20 protein-coding genes and 1 pseudogene are annotated in these 21,020 nt (G+C 51.0%); 13 read left to right on the top strand and 8 right to left on the bottom strand.

The genetic code is table 11. The features are described from left to right. Positions 1–224 (top strand): annotated as a pseudogene (locus LC431_RS20710) (IS4 family transposase); the annotation flags it as partial. Positions 225–269: 45 nt separating this feature from the next. Here LC431_RS20710 and rpoH read toward each other — a convergent pair. The 4 genes from rpoH to ftsY form a co-directional block, all read right to left on the bottom strand. Then, positions 270–1,127, bottom strand: coding sequence for an RNA polymerase sigma factor RpoH (gene rpoH, locus LC431_RS20705; RefSeq protein ID WP_013577470.1), 858 nt, complete (start codon positions 1,125–1,127; stop codon positions 270–272). Between the two features lie 317 nt (positions 1,128–1,444). Continuing rightward, positions 1,445–2,425 (bottom strand): permease-like cell division protein FtsX, encoded by a 981-nt coding sequence (gene ftsX, locus LC431_RS20700; RefSeq protein WP_013577471.1) that lies wholly within the window; start codon positions 2,423–2,425, stop codon positions 1,445–1,447. Beyond that, positions 2,425–3,087 (bottom strand): cell division ATP-binding protein FtsE, encoded by a 663-nt coding sequence (ftsE, locus tag LC431_RS20695; RefSeq protein ID WP_013577472.1) that lies wholly within the window; start codon positions 3,085–3,087, stop codon positions 2,425–2,427. Before ftsE ends, ftsX begins: the two co-directional genes overlap by 1 nt. A 5-nt stretch (positions 3,088–3,092) precedes the next feature. Continuing rightward, on the bottom strand, positions 3,093–4,574 hold the full coding sequence (gene ftsY, locus LC431_RS20690; protein ID WP_223510297.1) for a signal recognition particle-docking protein FtsY: 1,482 nt from the start codon (positions 4,572–4,574) through the stop codon (positions 3,093–3,095). Positions 4,575–4,800: 226 nt separating this feature from the next. Between ftsY and rsmD the strand changes: the two genes are divergently transcribed. The 4 genes from rsmD to LC431_RS20670 all read left to right on the top strand — a co-directional run bounded on the left by rsmD (position 4,801) and on the right by LC431_RS20670 (position 8,995). Beyond that, positions 4,801–5,412, top strand: coding sequence for a 16S rRNA (guanine(966)-N(2))-methyltransferase (rsmD, locus tag LC431_RS20685; protein ID WP_013577474.1), 612 nt, complete (start codon positions 4,801–4,803; stop codon positions 5,410–5,412). Position 5,413: 1 nt separating this feature from the next. Further along, the gene (locus LC431_RS20680; RefSeq protein WP_013577475.1) at positions 5,414–5,692 is read left to right on the top strand and encodes a DUF1145 family protein; all 279 of its coding nucleotides are present in this window, start codon (positions 5,414–5,416) and stop codon (positions 5,690–5,692) included. Between the two features lie 209 nt (positions 5,693–5,901). Next, a complete protein-coding gene (locus LC431_RS20675) occupies positions 5,902–6,528 on the top strand; it encodes a lysoplasmalogenase (RefSeq protein ID WP_013577476.1) in 627 nt (208 codons plus the stop codon). A 112-nt stretch (positions 6,529–6,640) separates the two neighbouring features. Continuing rightward, positions 6,641–8,995: a zinc/cadmium/mercury/lead-transporting ATPase gene (locus tag LC431_RS20670; RefSeq protein ID WP_223510296.1), complete on the top strand. Its 2,355-nt coding sequence runs from the start codon at positions 6,641–6,643 to the stop codon at positions 8,993–8,995. Between the two features lie 18 nt (positions 8,996–9,013). Here the strand turns inward: LC431_RS20670 and tusA are convergent, their stop codons facing one another. Beyond that, complete coding sequence (gene tusA / locus LC431_RS20665) at positions 9,014–9,274, bottom strand: sulfurtransferase TusA (RefSeq protein WP_013577478.1); 261 nt, start codon at positions 9,272–9,274, stop codon at positions 9,014–9,016. Positions 9,275–9,512: 238 nt separating this feature from the next. Between tusA and LC431_RS20660 the strand changes: the two genes are divergently transcribed. The 5 genes from LC431_RS20660 to glpT all read left to right on the top strand — a co-directional run bounded on the left by LC431_RS20660 (position 9,513) and on the right by glpT (position 14,126). Next, positions 9,513–10,184 carry a 7-cyano-7-deazaguanine/7-aminomethyl-7-deazaguanine transporter gene (locus tag LC431_RS20660; RefSeq protein ID WP_013577479.1) on the top strand — a complete coding sequence of 224 codons (672 nt, stop codon included), beginning with the start codon at positions 9,513–9,515 and terminating at the stop codon, positions 10,182–10,184. Between the two features lie 125 nt (positions 10,185–10,309). Further along, positions 10,310–10,876 (top strand): DcrB family lipoprotein, encoded by a 567-nt coding sequence (locus tag LC431_RS20655; protein ID WP_013577480.1) that lies wholly within the window; start codon positions 10,310–10,312, stop codon positions 10,874–10,876. Positions 10,877–11,101: 225 nt separating this feature from the next. Further along, a complete protein-coding gene (locus LC431_RS20650) occupies positions 11,102–11,644 on the top strand; it encodes a hypothetical protein (protein ID WP_223510295.1) in 543 nt (180 codons plus the stop codon). A gap of 375 nt (positions 11,645–12,019) precedes the next feature. Beyond that, positions 12,020–12,499 (top strand): type VI secretion system tube protein TssD, encoded by a 480-nt coding sequence (locus LC431_RS20645; protein ID WP_013577483.1) that lies wholly within the window; start codon positions 12,020–12,022, stop codon positions 12,497–12,499. 274 nt (positions 12,500–12,773) lie between these two features. Continuing rightward, the gene (glpT, locus tag LC431_RS20640) at positions 12,774–14,126 is read left to right on the top strand and encodes a glycerol-3-phosphate transporter (protein WP_223510294.1); all 1,353 of its coding nucleotides are present in this window, start codon (positions 12,774–12,776) and stop codon (positions 14,124–14,126) included. A 49-nt stretch (positions 14,127–14,175) separates the two neighbouring features. Here the strand turns inward: glpT and LC431_RS20635 are convergent, their stop codons facing one another. From LC431_RS20635 to LC431_RS20625, 3 genes are read right to left on the bottom strand one after another with little or no spacing between them, the layout of a single operon-like run. Continuing rightward, positions 14,176–15,252, bottom strand: coding sequence for an ABC transporter ATP-binding protein (locus tag LC431_RS20635; RefSeq protein ID WP_037035413.1), 1,077 nt, complete (start codon positions 15,250–15,252; stop codon positions 14,176–14,178). A gap of 32 nt (positions 15,253–15,284) precedes the next feature. Then, positions 15,285–16,649, bottom strand: a complete 1,365-nt coding sequence (locus LC431_RS20630; protein WP_223510293.1) for a phosphomannomutase CpsG — start codon at positions 16,647–16,649, stop codon at positions 15,285–15,287. A 54-nt stretch (positions 16,650–16,703) separates the two neighbouring features. Continuing rightward, positions 16,704–17,672, bottom strand: coding sequence for a LacI family DNA-binding transcriptional regulator (locus LC431_RS20625; protein ID WP_240970778.1), 969 nt, complete (start codon positions 17,670–17,672; stop codon positions 16,704–16,706). Positions 17,673–18,005: 333 nt separating this feature from the next. Between LC431_RS20625 and LC431_RS20620 the strand changes: the two genes are divergently transcribed. From LC431_RS20620 to LC431_RS20610, 3 genes are read left to right on the top strand one after another with little or no spacing between them, the layout of a single operon-like run. Further along, entirely contained in the window at positions 18,006–19,268 is a 1,263-nt protein-coding gene (locus LC431_RS20620) for an ABC transporter substrate-binding protein (RefSeq protein WP_013577488.1), read from the top strand. 3 nt (positions 19,269–19,271) lie between these two features. Next, positions 19,272–20,141: a carbohydrate ABC transporter permease gene (locus LC431_RS20615; protein ID WP_037035432.1), complete on the top strand. Its 870-nt coding sequence runs from the start codon at positions 19,272–19,274 to the stop codon at positions 20,139–20,141. Between the two features lie 53 nt (positions 20,142–20,194). Continuing rightward, positions 20,195–21,019 (top strand): carbohydrate ABC transporter permease, encoded by an 825-nt coding sequence (locus LC431_RS20610; protein ID WP_041673250.1) that lies wholly within the window; start codon positions 20,195–20,197, stop codon positions 21,017–21,019. The last annotated feature ends 1 nt before the right edge of the window (position 21,020 follow it).

Below are 21,020 nucleotides of genomic sequence, written 5' to 3'. Positions count from 1 at the left end.
TGCCTTATCAGCTGAGTTTTAGCGGTGCGGTGTCGGAGATATTACGGTTGTTAATCGGGCTGCCGTGGGCATCAGCGGGAGCCATCCCGGGTCATCTGAAGCATTTTTACAGCAACGCAGCGATGCTCAAACTGCCCTCGAGACGTGAGCGTGAATATGCGAGGGAAGTGAGAGAAAAAAGGTCGAAATATCCCTTAAAAAACAATGCCGGTCACCTTAAGTGACCGGCATTAACCCGAAGGTCGCTTTTTCGTTTTGCGTTGCGGGGATCAGGCTTCGATCGCCATACGCAGTTTTTTCATCGCGTTCTTTTCCAGCTGACGAACACGTTCTGCAGACACACCGTATTTATCGGCAAGCTCCTGCAGGGTCGATTTGTTTTCGTCGTCTAACCAGCGGGCACGAATGATATCCTGACTGCGTTCGTCCAGACCTTCCATTGCAGAGGAAAGTTTGTCGGTGGCGTCCTGATCCCAGTTATCTTCTTCGATAGTTTCTGCAAAGTCAGAACTCTTGTCTTGCAGATACAGCATCGGTGCCATCGCTGCGCCGTCGCGTGGTTCATCATCCGGCGTCGGATCAAACGTCATGTCCTGTGCGGCCATGCGTGATTCCATTTCCAGCACATCTTTGCTCGTCACACCCAGTTCGCGGGCGACGTGCTCGACTTCGTCGTGGCTGAACCAGCCCAGACGCTGTTTGTTCTTACGCAGGTTGAAGAACAGCTTACGCTGCGCTTTGGTGGTAGCGACTTTCACGATGCGCCAGTTACGCAGCACATATTCGTGAATTTCCGCTTTGATCCAATGCACGGCAAAGGATACCAGACGGACACCGACTTCCGGATTAAAACGGCGAACCGCTTTCATCAGGCCGATATTCCCTTCCTGGATAAGGTCTGCCTGAGGCAAACCGTAGCCTGAATAGTTGCGGGCAATGTGAGCAACAAAGCGCAGGTGAGACAGGATCAGCTCTTTCGCTGCTTCCAGATCACCGTTGTAATGCAGCCGTTCAGCCAGCGCCCGTTCTTCCTCTGCGGTGAGCATAGGATAGGCATTGGCCGCCCGAACATAGGCTTCCAGGCTACCTTGGGGTACTAATGCTAAAGTGCGCATTTCTTTGGTCATTAAAGCCTCTCATGTATGACGTAATGCAGGTTTTATACCACGTTGCTGCGGGATGATACCGCGACATTGCCGGCCTTAAAGGCGACAACAAAGCAACGCCGAGCCCTTCATATTCGCTGCTCTACGACCACGAATTTTACATAAAGTTCACGGAAAGATTCAACAGTCTGAAGACTGTAAGTGACAGACTGACTATTGGATAGTGAATTTGTGCCATTACGGGGAAAGCAGGAAAATGATGTGGCGGGCTGACCTGAAACAGCTTCCCCCTGAGACACAATTACTGAGCCGCAGGGGGACATTATAGCAAATTATCACTACTGTGGTGTAAATCGCCGTAAATGTTGAACCGTCGCCAGCCAGGCGGCAATCCAGCCAATCATCGCGGAAACGATCAGCAGTAACAGGCTTTCGTCCCAGCCCAGACCATGCAGGTCAAAGGTGGTGCCGAAGACCTGCGCAACCTGCGTCACCACGCTCTCAAGCCGCAACACCAGCACTTCCGAGAGGATGAGTGATAACAATGCACCGGTGAAGCCGAGCATCGCGCCACCGTTGAGGAACGGCCGCAAAATAAAGCCATCGGTCGCGCCAATCAGCTTCATCACGTTAATGGTATCGCGGCGGCTGAAGATGCTCAGTCGCACACTGTTACCAATAACGAGGAAGACGGCGATCACCATCAGAATGCCGATCATCGCCGCAATCTGCCCGACCAGACCGGTCAGCGCCGCAAGACGGGCAAACCAACTGTCGTCCATCCGCACTTCATCCACGCCATGCACAGCCGCCACGCGGTCGCGCAAGGTGCTGAGTGTCGCAGAGTCCTGGAAATTCATTTTAGGCGTGATGATCGCCACCGCTGGCAACGGGTTTTGCTCCAGCATATCCATTGCGCCGCCAAAGCCTGACCAGTTGCGGAATTCACCCATCGCCTCTTCACGGGAAAGATAATTAACTTTATCCACGCCCGCTTCGGTTTTCAGGGTTTTGACCACGTTTTCTGCGGCGTCATCATCCAGCGCTTTATCGAGATAAACGGTCAGTTGTGGCGTCGGATACCACTGCTCCGCCGCCGTACTGACGTTTTTCCACACCAGATAACACACGCTCGGCAGCGTCAGGGAAATGGCGATTACCATCACCGTCAGCAGCGTCGCCAGCGGCTGACGCAGCATGTCAGCCAGCGCGTTCATCCAGGCATAGCGCCACTGTTCGCGCCAGCCGCCCTGCAACGCTTTGCTTTTTGCGGCACGGGCGCTTTTTGCGGTTTTAGCCGGATTCGGACTGTTCGCCATTAGTACACCCCTCCCGACATACGCCCCTGACTCAGCGTCAGCGTGCGGTAATTACGACGGGCAATCAGACCCACATCATGCGTCGCCATCAGCACGGTAACGCCGACGCGGTTAAATTCTTCGAACAGACGCAAAATGCCTTCCGACAATTCGCCATCGAGGTTACCGGTCGGTTCATCCGCCAGCAGCACTGCGGGCTTGTTCACCACCGCACGGGCAATGCCCACACGCTGTTGTTCACCGCCGGAAAGCTGTATTGGCAGATTCTTGGCTTTATCCAGTAATCCGACTTTATCCAGCGCAGCCGACACGCGGCGGCGGATATCTTCACTGCTTGCACCGGAAATGATCAGCGGCATCGCCACGTTGTCATACACGGTACGATCCATCAGCAGGTGGTGATCCTGAAAGATCATGCCGATCTGACGACGCAGGAACGGCACTTCGCTGGATTTCAGGCGGCTGATATCATGACCGCCAAACAAAATGTGTCCGGCACTCGGACGCTCTATGCCGCAAATCAGCTTCAGCAGGGTACTTTTACCCGCGCCAGAGTGTCCGGTCAGAAATGCCATTTCTGCTTGCTGGATATGAAAATTGACGCCCTGAAGCGCCTGTCGTCCGCCCAGATAAGCTTTACTGACCTGTTCAAAGCGAATCATCCGTATTAATCCTCTCGGGCAAAAAGTGCCTCAATAAAATCGTCTGCCTTAAAAGGCCTTAAATCTTCGATACCTTCACCGACGCCAATGTAACGGATCGGAATGCTGAACTGATCAGCGATGGCAAAGATCACGCCGCCTTTGGCGGTGCCATCCAGTTTAGTCAGCGTTATCCCGGTCAGCCCGACGGCTTCGTTGAATAATTTGGCCTGACTCACTGCGTTCTGGCCGGTACTGGCGTCGAGCGTCAGCATCACTTCATGCGGTGCGTCTTCGTCGAGCTTCTTCATCACACGGACGATTTTCTTCAGCTCTTCCATCAGGTGCGTTTTGTTTTGCAAACGCCCGGCGGTATCAGCAATCAGCACGTCGATATTGCGGGCTTTCGCCGCCTGAATGGCATCGAAGATAACCGACGCGGAATCGGCACCGGTGTGCTGCGCAATCACCGGGATCTTGTTACGCTGACCCCAGACTTGCAACTGTTCAACGGCTGCGGCACGGAAGGTGTCGCCTGCTGCCAGCATCACAGATTTACCCTGTGCTTCAAACTGGCGCGCCATTTTACCGATGGTGGTGGTTTTACCGACACCGTTTACACCAACCATCAGAATGACATACGGGGTTTTCCCGCTGACATCCAGTGGCTCGTCAACTTTCGCCAGTATTTCGGACATTTCTTCCTTCAGCTTGCCGTACAGCGCATCTGCGTCTTTCAGTTGCTTACGCGAGGCATGTTCAGTCAGTGAAGTGATGATTTTTCGGGTGGTTTCGACGCCAACGTCGGCGATCAGCAGCTGTTCTTCCAGCTCCTCAAACAGATCGTCGTCGATTTTCTTACCACGGAACAGACCAACGAAACCGGAGCCGAGATTCTGCTTGGTTTTGACCAGGCTGCGTTTCAGACGGGCGAAGAACCCTTCTTTGGTTGGGCGTTCCTGCTCGGTTTCACCGGCGGGCAGCACCACAATCGGATCCAGCGCCACAGGTAAGGGTTCTTCCACAGCGACAGAATCATCAATCGAATCAATGGCGTCCTGACGCAGATCTTCGGCAATTTCTTCTGCCGATTCAACAAATTCGTCTTCAGCGATATCTTCAACAACGGCAGGCTGCGCGGCAACCTGCTCAGTGATGTGAACAATTTCTTCTGCCAGTTCAGCGGCGGCCTGCTCGCGAACCGGTTCAGGTTTGTCTTCCGGCTCAGGCTCTGTCAGCGGTTCGGGTACAATTTCCGGTTCCGGCTCAACGAATGGCTCAGGTTCAATTTCAGGCTCAGGTTGAACGTGTGCGGCCGGTTCAGTTTCAGGTTCTGCTTCAACTTCAGGTTCTGCAACAGGCTCGCGAGCTACCGGGACTGCCGGTTCTTCCGTCAGTTGTTCTTCGACAACCGGCTGTTCTTCGCGTGTTTCTTCCTTCTGCTGCTCTTCTTCCTGACGGCCACGACCGAACCAGGAGAAGAAACCGCGTTTTTTATCTTTTGCCATTTTACAACTTCACTCCTCGCCGTTAATGACTGGCGAACGGATTATTAATAGGGTTATGGTCAGGCAGTCTATCACTTTCCCCTGCGGGCAACACGCCCGCGTATTGAATTCCGCTGGTTTTTCAATCGACAATGTTAAACATTTGCCCATTGCCCGCACACCGGTAGAATAGCCCTCCAAACGATAGGCAACGAAGCCCGACGGCTTTGGATGACACAAGCGAACTATGGCAAAGAAACCCAACACGCCCGCCGCAGGCCAGATCCGAATTATTGGCGGACAATGGCGCGGACGCAAACTTCCGGTCCCCCACAGCCCGGGGCTGCGTCCGACCACCGATCGCGTGCGCGAAACGCTGTTTAACTGGCTTGCGCCAGTTTTACAGGGCGCACATTGTCTGGACTGTTTTGCAGGCAGCGGCGCACTCGGTCTGGAAGCCTTGTCCCGCTATGCGGCCAGCGCGACATTGCTGGAGTTTGAGCGCCCGGTTGCGCAACAGTTAGAGAAAAACCTGGCGCTGCTAAACGCCAGTGATGCGAAAGTATTTAACGTCAATGCCCTGAACTGGCTGGCAAAAGCCGGAAGCGCCTTTGATGTGGTTTTCCTCGATCCGCCTTTCCGCAAAGGCATTCTGCAAGACACCCTGAACCTGCTGGAGCAAAACCAGTGGCTGGCCGATGAAGCCTGGATTTATGTCGAAACAGAAGCCGAACATGACACGCTGGATGTGCCTGCCCGCTGGCGCTTACACCGTGAGAAAGTCGCCGGACAAGTTGCTTATCGTCTTTATCATCGCGATGTGACGCCTGAAACCGGCTCACCAGAACAGGAGCAGTAAGATGTTGATCAATATTGGTCGGTTGTTGATGTTATGTATTTGGGCGTTTCTGGCGTTTAACCTGATCCACCCGTTCCCGAAGCCGATCAAATACTTTTTAGACGTGGCAATTGTCTTCATGTTCTTTATGCATGGCCTGCAGGTGATGCTGCTTAAAGCCACGCAGGGCAAGGAAAAGGACACCATCGGGCCGTGGCTGCAAACCCGCATCTTCCTGTTCGGCGTCTTCGAACTGATGGCGTGGCAGAAAAAACAGCCTCCGTTGCCAGCCAAAAAGTAATCCCCGCTTTTACGGCGCGCCCTGCGCCGTAAATTCCCCCTATCCTAAACCAACATTCATCAGACCCGCCGTTACGGGGATTTCTGATTGTCGCCGCCATGCTCTCTCTCCTACACTGAAAGCAAGTTCAGGAAAACAGGATGTGTTTTCCCGCAAGCAGACCCTGACATCGGTTTTATGTTCTGTTCTGAAATATAAAAGGATAAACAATGAGTTGGCCATTCCTCGCTGTATTTTTCTCTGGCTGGTTGTTCGTTGACGCCAGCTATCGTGGCCCGCGCTGGCAGCGCTGGGTCTTTAAACCCGTCACCTTACTATTACTGCTGTTGCTGGCCTGGCAGGCGCCGACACTCAACGTTTACAGCTATCTGATCTTACTGGGTCTGGCGGCGACACTGGTGGCAGACAGCCTGTTACTGCTGCCTGAAGAACGCTTCATGTACGCCATCGGTGCCTTCTTCCTGTCGCATCTGCTGTATACGCTGAGTTTCGCCAGCCAAATGACCATCACCTTCTTCTGGCCGCTGCCGCTGACGTTACTGATCATCGGGGCGATACTTCTCGCAGTGATCTGGACACGGCTGGCGGAGCTGCGATGGCCAGTGACCACTTACATCGCCATGACCCTGCTGATGGTCTGGCTGGCTGGCGAACAGTATTTTGCCCGCAGTACCGACATGGCGTTTTCGCTGTTCTGCGGCGCAGCGCTGTTACTGCTGGGGAATATTTTCTGGCTGCTCAGCCGATACCGCTTCACCTTCCGCGCCGCCGACGCGCTGGTTGCCGCCTGTTATTTCGGCGGGCACTTCCTGATAGTCCGGTCGTTATACCTGTAATATCCCACAGCGGAACCGTTCTGGTTCCGCTGATAAAATACTTGTTGACCTTAGAGCCGACTCCAACGTTTACACTGGGGGTAATTCCACTCGGTTTCGAACCGGAGGCTTTATGATCCCACTGCAAAAAAACAACACCTGTCGCTGCGGATGTCAGGGCAAACATGCGCCTGCACTGCGTATCAACAAAATTGGCGCTATTGCGCAGCCCGGCACACATCCGGCTGGCTGCTGTAGCGAAAAACCCCCGCTGGCGGTTTCCGCCTGCTCCACCACTGACAGCTGCTGTGCGCCAAAAACAGGTGAGCACTCACATACATCGGACGATGGCAACGCCGAAGGTTCGCCGGGCGAAGACGAACCCGCCTCACCGCTTTCCGGCAGTCAGCAATACAGCTGGAAAGTACAAGGTATGGACTGCCCTGCCTGTGCCCGAAAAATTGAAAAAGCCGTTTCAGGTATTGATGGTATCAGCCACGCTAAAGTGCTGTTCGCTACTGAAAAGCTGGTGATTGATGCAGGTTTTGATATCACCCAACACGTGCAAAATGCCGTTACCGCCGCAGGTTTTACCCTGCAATCGCTCGACAAACCGCAGGAAAAACCCACCGCCGAACCTTCCCGTTTGCAGGAAGCGCTGCCGCTGATCGCTCTTTCGGTTCTGATGCTACTGAGCTGGGTGCTCGATCATTTCAACCCGCAGATGGGTAACATCGCGTTTATCGCCACGACACTGGTCGGGCTCTGGCCGGTACTGCGTCAGGCGATTCGCCAGACCCGCGCCGGTTCGCCATTCGCCATCGAAACGCTGATGAGTATCGCCGCGATCGGCGCACTCTTTATCGGTGCGACAGCCGAAGCCGCCATGGTTCTGTTGCTGTTTATGGTGGGCGAACGCCTTGAGGCTTTTGCCTCCAGCCGGGCACGCAGCGGCGTAAAAGCGCTGATGGCGCTGATCCCGGATACCGCTGTCCGCATTGTGAATGGCAAATCTGAAACCGTGCCGGTCAGCAGCTTGCGTCCCGGCGATATCATTGAAATCGCAGCAGGTGCACGCCTGCCTGCCGACGCTGTTTTACAAAGCGCCGCCAGTTTCGACGAAAGCGCGCTGACCGGCGAATCAGTTCCGGTGGATCATCTGGCCGGTGAAAAAGTGCCCGCAGGCAGCCTGTGCGTTGACCGGCTGGCACGCCTCGAAGTGGCTTCCGCGCCGGGCAACAGCGCCATTGACCGCATCCTGCAACTGATTGAAGAAGCCGATGAACGCCGTGCGCCGATCGAGCGTTTCCTCGATACTTTCAGCCGCTATTACACGCCGGTCATTATGCTGATGTCGTTGCTGGTGATTATCGTGCCGCCACTGGCGATGGGGCTATCGTGGGAAACCTGGATTTACCGCGGGCTGACGCTGCTGCTGATTGGCTGTCCGTGTGCGCTGGTGATTTCGACGCCAGCAGCGATTACGTCCGGGCTGGCAGCGGCCACGCGTCAGGGTGCATTGATCAAAGGCGGTGCAGCGCTGGAACAGCTGGCGCTGATTCAAACCGTTGCCCTGGATAAAACCGGTACGCTGACCGAAGGCAAACCTGAAGTTACCGACGTTTTACTGCTGAACGGCGCCAGCGAAGGCGAAGTATTAAGTCTGGCATCAGCGGTGGAAGAAGGTTCGCATCACCCGCTGGCGCAGGCGATTTTGGCCCGTGCAAAAACCAGTAATCCGCTACCGCTCACGGCGCAGGATCGCCGCGCGCTGGCCGGTTCCGGCGTGGAAGGCCTCGTTTCAGGCCGCAAAATTCAGGTGCTGGCACCGAAAAGTGTGGCTGAAAACAGCCTGACAACTGAAACCCTTGCGCAAATTACTGACTGGGAATCCAGCGGAAAAACCGTGGTGGTGGTGTTGCAGGAAGAAAACGCGATCGGGCTGATTGCCATGCAGGATCGTCTGCGGGATGACGCGGCCGAGGCATTGCAGAAACTCAAAGCGCTCGGCGTGTCGGCGGTCATGCTGACCGGCGACAATCCGCGGGCGGCGAAAACCATAGCTGACCGGCTCGGCATTGATTTCCGTGCGGGCTTACTGCCTGCGGATAAAGTCTCAGCGGTCACCGCGCTGAATGCACTGAAACCGGTAGCCATGGTCGGTGACGGCATTAACGATGCGCCCGCCATGAAAGCCGCGACTATCGGTATTGCGATGGGAAGCGGAACGGACGTCGCGCTGGAAACGGCGGATGCGGCACTGACGCATAACCGCCTGAGCGGGCTGGCGCAGATGATCAGCCTTTCGCGTGCTACACGGGCGAATATCCGTCAGAACATCACGATTGCGCTGGGGCTGAAAGCGATTTTCCTGGTCACCACGCTGATGGGATTGACCGGATTATGGCTGGCGGTGCTGGCGGATTCCGGCGCAACGGCGCTGGTGACCGCCAATGCGTTAAGGCTGTTGCGCAATAAATCGAAATAAACAACACGGGCTGAGCCATCAGCCCTGTTTTTCTGCCAACCCTTTGCACAGCAAATAGCGGTACGGCACGCTTTCGGTATCCGACGCCAGCAGCGTATGTTCCATAAAACGGCAGAAACCGGGGATATCGCGGGTCGTCGCCGGATCATCAGCGATGATCAATAACGTTTCGCCGTCTTGCATGGTGCGTACCGCTTTACGAACCATCATCACTGGCTCCGGGCAACGCAGACCCAACGCATCAAGCTGATGGTCAGGATTGATAAAGGGGTCGGTCATTTCGTGTCTCAACATCTACATACGTGAATGGGCGGTTGTTTGGCAAAGGCGGATAGTTTAACCCGCTGGTTTTCTGGCGCAACAAACACGGCTCATTGCGCTAAAATTAACCGGTAGATCTGTTGCGCAAACGGTGCGCAAACAGGTACTATGCGCGCCGCACGCCATTACGGGTGCGAAAGTAAAAATTTTCTTGGGTTCCCTCACCCCAATTTATTCATAAAAAAAGGTCACATATATGTACTCTTTTACTGCTCAGCAGCGGTTTTCCGCGCTGATATGGCTTTCGCTATTCCACATCGCCATCATCACCTCCAGTAACTATCTGGTTCAGTTACCCGTTTCCATTTTTGGTTTCCATACCACCTGGGGCGCGTTCACTTTCCCGTTTATTTTTCTGGCTACCGATCTGACCGTCCGTATATTTGGCGCGCCGCTGGCACGACGGATTATACTTTCCGTGATGGTGCCTGCACTGGCCATTTCCTATGTCATCTCGGCGTTATTCTTTGAAGCGCAATGGCAAGGCGTGGAAGCGCTCAGCAGCCTGAATATCATGGTCGCGCGTATCGCCACCGCCAGTTTTATGGCGTATGTGCTGGGGCAAATTCTTGACGTTCATGTGTTTAACCGCCTGCGCCAGAACCGCCGCTGGTGGATAGCACCGGTCGCCTCGATGTTCCTCGGCAATATCAGCGATACCCTGTCCTTCTTCTTTATCGCTTTCTACAAAAGCAGCGATGCCTTTATGGCACAGCACTGGGTAGAAATAGCGATGGTGGATTACACCTTCAAGGTGCTGATCTGCCTGGTGTTCTTCCTGCCGATGTACGGCATGCTGCTGAATATGCTGCTTAAGCGTTTATCAGCACAAGGAAACAACCCGCATTCCGCTATCAGTGCGCACTAAACCGGGTCGCCGGGAAGACACAAATCGCGCCATAATCTGACTTGCATTTGTGGCCTGAATAGGTTGCCATAAAGGCTGTTAAGTCAACATGTAAGCCTGGTGAACAGGCCACTTAAGGAAGCCCGATGCGTAATATCGCGAAAATGATGGGAATGGCAGTACTGATCGCCGGTCTGGCTGCGTGTGACGGTAAGTCGACCGATGCACCTGCCGCAGATAAAGGCGCACCAGCGGCCGCAGCCACGGCAGCCACCACGCCGGTCAGCCTGCTGGACGGCAAAGTCACCTTCTCCCTGCCGCAGGGAATGAGCGACCAGAGCGGTAAACTGGGCACACAGGCAAATAATATGCACGTGTATGCAGACAGCACCGGGCAGAAAGCGGTGATTGTCATTTTGGGTGATAACACCCCGGAATCACTGGACGTTCTGGCGGGTCGTTTACAGGATCAGCAAAAAGCGCGCGATACCAATCTGCAAGTCGTCACCAATAAATCTATTCAGGTCAACGGCCAGACATTGCAGCAGTACGACAGCGTGATCACTTCTGCAGGTCAGAAAGCCTATTCGTCTATCGTTTTGGGCAAGGTCGACAGCCATCTGCTGACCCTGCAAATTACTCTGCCTGCTGATAATCAGCAGCAGGCGCAGACCGATGCGGAAGCCATTATCAGCACACTGAAAATTCAATAATTTCAGACCGTGTGAAAATATCAGGCGGAGCTCAGGCTCCGCTTTTTTTTTGTATTATGCCATGACTCGACCTTACCAATCCGCCTCATTTATAAGGTGAAAATATATCGTTATATTATTTACAATGAAGTACAGTGGTATATAACAGAGAGTAACTGATAGTATTATTATATATTTTAACCAGCACATATCATAAAATGGAATAATTAACTTAAGGAATAAGTTATGTACCATAGTGATTTTATTATTAATAAGTTGGCGAATGATGAAATACTTGCAAAAAAGTTGGATGCAGCGGTTACCGGAGTTAAGGAGCAGATTCTCGATCAATCTCACAGAATTCAGGATGGCGCAACAAGGCTAGTGTATTACACTTCATGTTTTACGGAGAATTATCAAGATGTTTGCGCAAAGCTGAAACGAGAAGATGTTCGATTCCTTGAGTCTTTACAGCAGTTAATTAAAGACAGAAGGATCATATCTGACATGATACAGATTTATGTCGAATCACTTATTAAAAATAGAAACCAAAGCCAACTACACTATATCCAGCGCACCTTAATGAAAGCAAGCGTAAATATATCAACGAGTTCTCTGACGACACAATCATTTGCATTAGGCATAACAACGTCCATTTGCCTTGGATTCAATATTCATACCAGCTTCAGCCAGAAAATTGGGAAGGTGTCCGCACTTGCCGCTACCGGAATAGGCTTTTACGGATACGTACAGGAAGCTGCAGAGAGTGCGGAACGTTGCAGGTTCTGAGTCCTGCATATTACTACGCGTTATATATGCGAAAATTAGAAATGATGTATTTTTTAGTTGAGCCTCTTTTTATGAAAGCTCACTCCTTTAGCACGAATCTTACATCAGATGATGAAGTCGCCAAAACAATAATTGATATGGTAAGGTGAACATCATGATTAATTTTTTAAAGCGATGGTTTAAACATCAACTGTCTTATTTTTTCTGGACTTACATTCCATTAATTACAACTGTGATCTTCGGTGTATTTATGGTGAGTTTTTTTCCTGATATCGCGATACAGTCAATTGCGGCGTTTTTCCTGCTGATGCTAGTTTTCGTTTTTTTATTCTCACGGTAAATTTCATGCACTCGGATTATATAAGGATATAAAATATGTCAAACCCAGCTCACATTTGGTTAACTGATGAAAATGGCTCGCCTATTGTTGGGGGATGTCTTATACCCGCCAGGCTCGGTTCCATTGAGTTAAAATCATTATCACACAATGTTAACATTCCTGTTGATCAGCACATGGGAAAATTAACAGGAACAAGAATTCATTCACCGATTATTATGCAAAAAGAGTTTGACCAAACCACACCGCTTCTTTTCCGGGCATTATGTGAAGGCCGCACACTGCAATCCGCAATAATAAAAATGTATCACATATTGGATGCGGGGATTGAAAGTGAATATTTCAATATTATTTTAGAAAACGTCAAAATCACATCTATTTCCCCCTATTTGCTTCCAAATGGAATGACAAGTACACATATAGAAAATATCGAATTACGTTATCAAGCCATAACTTGGAAAAATGTAGAAGGGAATATTATATACAAGGATACGTGGAATGAGCGCATGACAGCTTAGTGCCGAAAAGAATGTCTGACGATTTAGAATGAGTCTTTTGATATGTCACGAACCTGCCAGGCGGGGCTTAGTCTCCGCTTTTTTTGTTTCTTATTGTCACCCTCGCTCACAAAATCGCCTCCCTCTGTAATAAAAATGTAACATTTCAGTCATAAATCACAGTTCGTTTGTGCGCGAATGGCTAAAATGATGTTCGTTTTGGAACACATTGGCTCCGCCATTTCGTCCGTGGCTCATGATGAGTCCGCCCTGATTTATGCCATCGGAGGCATTTATGCTCAGTATCTTTAAACCCGCGCCCCACAAAGCTCCTGTTGATGAGGCTCACATCGATCCGCTGTACCGCCGTCTCCGCTGGCAAATCTTCATGGGGATTTTCTTCGGTTATGCGGCCTACTATCTGGTGCGCAAAAACTTCGCGCTGGCCATGCCTTATCTGATTGATCAGGGCTTCTCCCGTGGAGACTTAGGGTTCGCACTGTCCGGGATTTCCATTGCTTATGGCATCTCAAAATTCATCATGGGTTCGGTGTCTGACCGTTCGAATCCGCGCGTATTTCTGCCCGCTGGTTTGATTCTGGCGGCGGCCGTGATGTTGTTTATGGGCTTCGTGCCGTGGGCAACCTCAAGCATTGCCATCATGTTTGTGTTGCTGTTCCTGTGCGGCTGGTTCCAGGGCATGGGCTGGCCGCCGTGCGGACGTACGATGGTGCACTGGTGGTCGCAGAAAGAACGCGGCGGCGTGGTGTCGGTGTGGAACTGTGCGCATAACGTCGGCGGCGGTATTCCTCCGCTGCTGTTCCTGCTCGGTATGGCGTGGTTTAACGACTGGCATGCAGCGCTGTATATGCCTGCCTTCGGCGCAATTCTGCTGGCGGTGTTTGCCTTCATGACCATGCGCGATACACCGCAATCCTGTGGTCTGCCGCCCATTGAAGAATACAAAAACGATTATCCGCCGGACTATGTGAAAGAGTCCGCCGAGCAGGAACTGACGGCGAAACAGATTTTCATGCAGTACATTTTGCCGAACAAATTGCTGTGGTATATCGCACTGGCTAACGTCTTTGTCTATCTGCTGCGTTACGGCATTCTCGACTGGTCACCAACGTATCTGAAAGAAGTGAAGCATTTCGCGCTGGATAAATCCTCGTGGGCGTATTTCCTTTATGAATACGCTGGCATTCCCGGCACGCTGCTGTGTGGCTGGATGTCGGACAAAGTTTTCAAAGGCAATCGTGGTGCCACCGGCGTGTTCTTCATGGTGCTGGTGACTATCGCTACCGTCGTTTACTGGCTGAATCCGGTCGGCAATCCGGGTATTGATATGGCCTGTATGATCACCATCGGTTTCCTGATTTACGGGCCGGTGATGCTGATTGGGTTACATGCGCTGGAACTGGCACCGAAGAAAGCAGCCGGTACCGCCGCAGGCTTTACCGGACTGTTTGGTTATCTGGGCGGCTCGGTCGCGGCCAGCGCCATTGTCGGTTATACCGTGGATTATTTTGGCTGGGACGGTGGCTTTATCGTGATGATCGCCGGTTGTGTGCTGGCTGTTCTGTTGCTGTTACTGACCATGCTGAGTGAAAACAAACACAAAGCGCAGCTGGCTAAAAACATCTGACTTTGATTTATCTTCGTCGTAAAGGCACTGGAAGGTGCCTTTTTTGTTTTTACGCGGCGTCGGGAAGGATGCGCCTGCCTGCTTCATCAAACAGTAAAACACTGGCAGCATTAAACCCGAACCTGAGCGGTGTGTTTTTAGCAAAGGAGAGCTGTTTCGACGATTTCATTTTCAGGATGTGCTCACCAACGCGCGCATATACCAGCGTGGAATCACCCTGCAATTCAGTGAAATCAACCAAAACTTCAAATGCATGATCCGTCACTTCATTCAGGCGCAACAGCTCAGGGCGGATGGCCAGCGACACCATTTGTCCATCCTGCGCCGCCGGGAATTTATCCTCCAGCGGGTACATCGGCTGGCCGTCAATACTCAGCTGGCGGCCGACGACTTGTGCCGGGATCACATTGATTTTCGGCGTACCGATAAAACCGGCGACGAACAGGCTGGCCGGGCAATTATACAGCTCAACCGGCGTGCCAATTTGCTCAATGTGACCTTTGTTAAGCACCACGATCCGGTCCGCCAGTGTCATGGCCTCGACCTGATCGTGGGTCACGTAAATCATGGTGTTTTTCAGACGGGCATGTAGCTGACTGATTTCCTGACGCATCTGCACACGCAGCGCGGCATCAAGGTTCGACAGCGGTTCATCAAACAAAAAAACTTTCGGCTGCTGAACAATGGAACGCCCGATAGCGACGCGCTGACGCTGTCCGCCGGAAAGATTTTGCGGTAACCGGTCGAGCATGTCGTCCAGCCGCAGGATCAGGGCCGCTTCGCTTATGCGTCGGGCAATTTCTTCCGGCGGCGTGCGGATATTTTTCAGACCAAATGCCAGATTCTGTCTGACGGTCATGTGCGGATAAAGCGCGTAGGACTGAAATACCATCGACAGACCGCGCTTCCCGGCGGGTAAATCCGTCACATCAGTTTCTTCAATGTGAATAGTCCCGTCGCTCAGCGCATCCAGCCCGGCAATCATGCGCAGTAACGTTGATTTCCCGCACCCTGACGGACCGACCAGTACCAAAAACTCACCGGAGTGGATCTCCAGAGACAAATCGGGGATCACGACAGTTTTGTCATAGTATTTTTTGATATTTTTGAGTGTTAAGCCTGACATAACGTTGTCCTTTAAAACAAAAAGATGAGCGGTTACGCCCCGGCAAGGGCGAGCAGTTTTCCGGTGATTTCAGTTAACAGCGCGGTGGATTGTCGGGTTTCGACGTTGAGGCGCAGGAGCGGCTCAGTATTGGAAGCGCGTAAATTAAACCGCCAGTTATCGAATTCCATACTCAGCCCGTCAGTCTGGCGGATACTTAGCGCCTGATGTTGGTAATGGTCGCGGACACGGCTGATGGCCTCAGCGGGCTGACTGACGGAGATATTGATTTCGCCGGATACCGGGAAAAGGGCTTTACGGGCAGCAATCAGTCCGGACATTTTCCGGCTGCACTGGCTGAGATGTTGTAGTACCAGCAAGGCCGGGATCATCCCGCTGTCGCAGTAACCAAAATCGCGGAAGTAGTGATGGGCGCTCATTTCACCGCCGTAAATAGCGTTTTCACTGCGCATTCTTTCTTTGATGAAGGCATGGCCGGTTTTGGTTTCGATGGCGATACCGTGTCTGGCGCTGACAATGTCGCGGGTATTCCAGACCAGACGCGGATCATGAAGGATTTTTTCGCCGGACGAGCGTTGCAAAAACAGTTCAGCCAGCAATCCCACAATGTAATACGCCTCAACGTATTCACCCTGTTCATCAAAGATGAAGCAACGGTCAAAATCACCGTCCCAGGCAATGCCCAAATCCGCCTGATGTTCACGCACCGCATCGCATGTCGCCAGTCGGTTTTCCGGCAACATCGGGTTGGGAATACCGTGGGGGAAAGTGCCGTCCGGCTCATGGTGAATTTTTATTAGCGTAAGGGGAATACCGCGTGCCAGAAAGGCGTGTTCCAGCGCATCCAGCGTCGGGCCAGCCGCTCCGTTTCCTGCGTTAACCACCACCCGCAGCGGCCGTCCGAACGGCAACGTTAAATAGCTAAGCAGATGATCCAGATAAGCGCGGCGGTTTGAAAGCTGCTGATACCAACCGGGCTGCGCCACTGCCGAAAACAGATGATTTTCGGCCAGCGCCTGAATATTGTGTAAACCGTTTTCGCTGCTGACAGGTCTTGCATCCCGTCCTACCAGCTTCATACCGTTATAATTGTCCGGATTATGGCTGGCGGTGATCTGAATTCCGCCATCAGCCTGCAGGGAACGGGTGGCAAAATACACCTCTTCGCTGCCGGTCATACCAATATCAATCACGCCGCAGCCCTGATCCATCAGTCCGCGCGCAACGGCCTGCTTGAGAGCCGGTGATGTCAGGCGAATATCACTGCCCAGCACCACCCGTTTTGGGCGATAAAAATGCGCAAATGCACAACCGATACGGTAAGCAATATCCTCGTTTAATTCGCTGCCCAAAACACCGCGTATATCGTAAGCTTTAAAACACGTTAATAAGGCCATATTTCATCCTGAAAATAGACATAAGTACTTGCGTCTTTATGGCCCCACCGGGAATCAGGTAGAACCACGTATAATTAACGTAAACTCAAGGTCGAAGTGAATATTATTTTTCCCCTCCAGCAGCAAGGCCGCGGCTATCTCACCTTTTCTAACCGGATCCTGGGCAATGGTAGTGAGCCCGATTTCATTCTCTGGCCGGGGAATATTATCAAATCCGGTAATCGCGATATTTTGCGGAACACGTAACCCGGCCTGCCGGCAATAATTAATCGCACCTTGCGCAAAGCGGTCAGACAGGCAAATAAACGCGGTTATTCCCGGATTTATTTTAAGTAATTCCTGCGCTGCTATTTCGCCAAACATCTCGTGATGGCTTGTTTCACAAAGAAAGCAATTATCGAGTTCGATATTCCATTCGCGGAAAGTCTCCACACAAGATTTCACCCGGGTGATCATAACGTCATTATCGCCTGAAATATCCTGACTCAATGGCACGACACCCTTACGCCCCTGCAGTGAAGGAAATGAAATAATGCCGAATTCACGGTGTCCTTTTTCCAGCAGGTGCAGGCAAATTTCCCTCATCGCCCGGTAGTTATCAATGGAGACACTGCTGTGCGGGGGAATTTTAAAATCCGTGGTCACCACAGGCAGATTTTTTGACAATGCCTTAGCGATAATCTGGTCATTATTGTGCGTCGCATTAAGGATATAGCCATCTACCGCAGTGTTAATCACACTGGCCCGCGCGCCCTGTCCGTTATGCAACGGGATCAGGATGATGCTGACACCTTTCCGGTCACATTCACCCGCGATGCCCTGCATGAGCTGCACGTCATGGCTGTCAGTAAAAACATAACTCAGCGTGTCATTGAAGATAATGCCAATCGCATCCGACCTGCCGGTACGTAATGCGCGCCCGATATTATCAGGGCCGTAGAAATTAACGGAATGCGCATAATTAATTATTCGTTTTCTTAAGGATTCAGATAACTTTCCCGGATTATTAAATGCATTCGACACCGTCGTATGCGTCACCCCTAATTCACGGGAAATTGACTTTAAGGTTATCTTACTCAGTTTACACACTCCTGAATGCTTTGAATAAATGAAATCCCCCGTCTGAAAAACCCTTAACTCGCCAATATATACTCACAGAAAATAGGCTATTGCAATGAATATATAAAATAAAGTTTAACGTTAAACAAAATCATTTCTGTGACCGTAATAACGTTTACTGATTGTATGTCCATGCTAGCGTTTAAAATAGAAGTCCACTCATAAAAATATAATATAAATAACCATTAAATATAATGATGAATTATTAATAACAACCTAATGGAAATAGGATACAGCATGAAAATAATGAAACTGGCTGCACTTGCAGGTATCACGTTATTTCTTTCGGGCTGCGGGCCTGAGGAGAAAGATCAAACCAGCATTAAAATGTGGATAGCGCCTAATGTTACTCAGGAAGTGTATTGGGGCGAGGTGGTAAAAGAATGGAACAGTAATCCGGCCAACAGGAAGGTGGAATTCACGCCAATACCGGCTGCGGGGAGTTCTGAAGAAGCCATTATGAACGCGCTGGCATCAGGCACTGAGCCCGATATATCCACCAATATTTTTATCGGCTTCGCGAAACAGTTATCTGAACTTAAACAACTCAATGACTACGCCAAAATGCCCGGTTTTCAGGAACTGGTTGAAACCCGACATATGGGGAAAGCCATGGCATCATGGCAGTTCGAAGGGCAGCAAAATGTTATCCCGATTTATATCAGCCCGGTCGTGTACTGGTGGCGCAGCGATCTGCTGGCTGAGCAAGGTTTTGATCATGTGCCGACCACCTATGATGAGATTTACACGCTGTCAGAACGGATAACGCAAAACCAGAAAGGTTACAGTCTGCAAATCACCAGCGGCAAAAACTGGTGGGATCGCTGGTTTGACTTTATTCCGCTGTATTACGCTGCCTCTCAGGGCAGCCCGTATATTCAGGATCACAAATCCAGCTTTGATAACGAAGCCGGACAACAGACCCTCACCTTCCTCAACAAAATGTTTGCGAACAAATGGACCAGCTACGACTTCACCGCCGCAGACGATCCGCTGGCAGCGGGAACCGTGCTGGGCGCGGTACGTGGTCCATGGGATATCGACCGCTATCAGAAACAATTTCCCGAAGTGTTAAAAACCATCCGTATCGGCCCGATGCCGACACAAACCGGCGAACCCGGCGTTGCCACCATGGCCGACAGCAAAGGGATCGTGATGTTCAGTACGTCAAAAGTGCAGGCCGACGCCTGGAAGTTTATTCAATGGGTATACAGCGATCCTAAACATGACCGACGCTGGCTGGAACTCACCGGCATGCCGCCTGCCCGGGAAGATCTGCAAAGTAATCCGATTTTTGAAGAGTATCTGCAACAGCACGCATTGGTTAATGCGATCGCCTCCTACGTATCGAAAGCGGTTCCGCCAGCACCAGTCACTAAAACCGTTGAAGTCCAGCGGACGATGACGCAAATGATTGAAAAACTGGTGTTTAAAAATAGCCCGATACCCGAGGTGATTCAGGCGTCCTCACAAGAGATCGACAAAACGCTGGAGCAGTAAGTGATGATAAAAATGAAAGAGTCATCACTCGGAGGCCTTCTGGCCTCCACTTACCTCGGATATTCGCTGGTATTCTGGCTTTATCCTTTTCTCTGGCTGGCGGTGCTGAGCTTTACTGACTGGAAATTTATTGGCGCACCGTCTTTTAACGGCGTGAAGAATATTATCGCCGTCATGCAGAATCCTTTATTCTGGACGGCGATGTATAACGTATTTAAATTTCTGGCTTACTATCTGCCCATTGTCCTGGTGTCTTCATTATTATTCGCGTTCGGATTAAGAAAAATAAAATATGGCAAAGCGTTTGTTGCCCTGAGCTTCCTGCTCGCCAATGTTTCATCCGGCGTGGCGTATTCCATTGTATTTTCCAAACTGTTCAGTGAAACAGGACCGATAAATACGTTCCTGATGGACATGTTTGGCGTTAACGTCCCGTGGTTCACCCATCCGGATTTCGCCATGTTATCGATTGCCCTTATTATCACCTGGAAATTTGTCGGCTATTACGGCCTGATTTTTTATTCCGGGCTGATTACTATTCCCAAAGATATTTACGATGCCGCCGATCTCGATAAAACCACGGGCCTCGGAAAAATATGGCATATCACATTGCCCCTGATGAATGCCCAGATAGTCATGGTGCTGGTTCTCGCGATCACAGTAGCGTTCAGTATTTTCACCGAACCCTATCTCATCACCGGAGGCGGTCCGCTGAAAAGCACCACCACGCCAATGGTGGTGATGTATGAAGCCGCCTTCCGGCAGATGCAGCCAAGCTGGGCCGCTACCATGTCAATTATTGTCGCGCTGTTCAGTTTCACATTGATCTGGATATTGCGCCGGTGTCTGGAAAAGAAAATCGAGATCGTATGATGAAGACACAATCTGTGGAGACGGGAGCCGTCGCTCCTGTACAAAAATTTTTACTGAAACAAACAATCAGCTCCGTGGCGATCCACCTGCTGATGTTTGCGCTGGCCATCACCTGGTTATATCCGTATTTGTGGATGTTAATCGGTTCGTTTAAAAATACAGCCGATATTTATACGACATCTCTTTTTTCCGGCCCGCTGTCATTCGATAATTATATTTTCCTGTTTGATGGTACCGGTAAAGCGGAAAAACCCTTTCTGCGCACATTGTTTAACTCCATATTCATTACATTAACCATAACGGTATGCGTCACGCTGAGTTCCTGTTTAATTGGTTATGCGCTGGCAAAAATGGAATTTAAAGGCCGGGATATTTTCAAAAACCTGCTTATCCTGCAAATGGTTTTTCCGGCTTTCATGTTTATTATTCCGCATTTCGTGCTGATGCGTGAACTCGGCATGATTAATTCCTATGGCGCCCTTATTTTACCGTTTGTGATGAATGGCTGGGGGATTTTTATGATCTCGCAGAGTTTTAAAGGCACGCCAAATGACTATATTCATGCCGCAAGGTTAGATCATGCCGGTCTTATCAAAATATTGCTCCATGTCATGCTGCCCCTCAACAAATCGATTCTGGCTATCGTCGCGATTTTTACTTTTACCAGCGCCTGGGACAATTTCCTCTGGCCGCTGATTGTGATGCAGGATGCCAACAAAATGCCGCTTTCAGTGCTGCTGGCAACGTTCAGTAAATCCTATGGCATTTATGTCGGCCCGGTACTGGCGGGTTCGGTAGTGCAAACCTTACCAATCGTCGTTTTGTTTATCCTCTTCAGGAAGCATTTCCTGGAAGGGATGTCGCTTTCACTTAAATAAC

It is taken from the genome of Rahnella sp. GSA61A (genome assembly GCF_019969905.1).
In the GTDB taxonomy this organism is placed as follows: Bacteria; Pseudomonadota; Gammaproteobacteria; order Enterobacterales; family Enterobacteriaceae; genus Rahnella; species Rahnella aceris.
The sequence above is the reverse complement of the archived record's forward strand: the minus strand, read 5'-3'. Positions and strand labels throughout refer to the sequence as shown.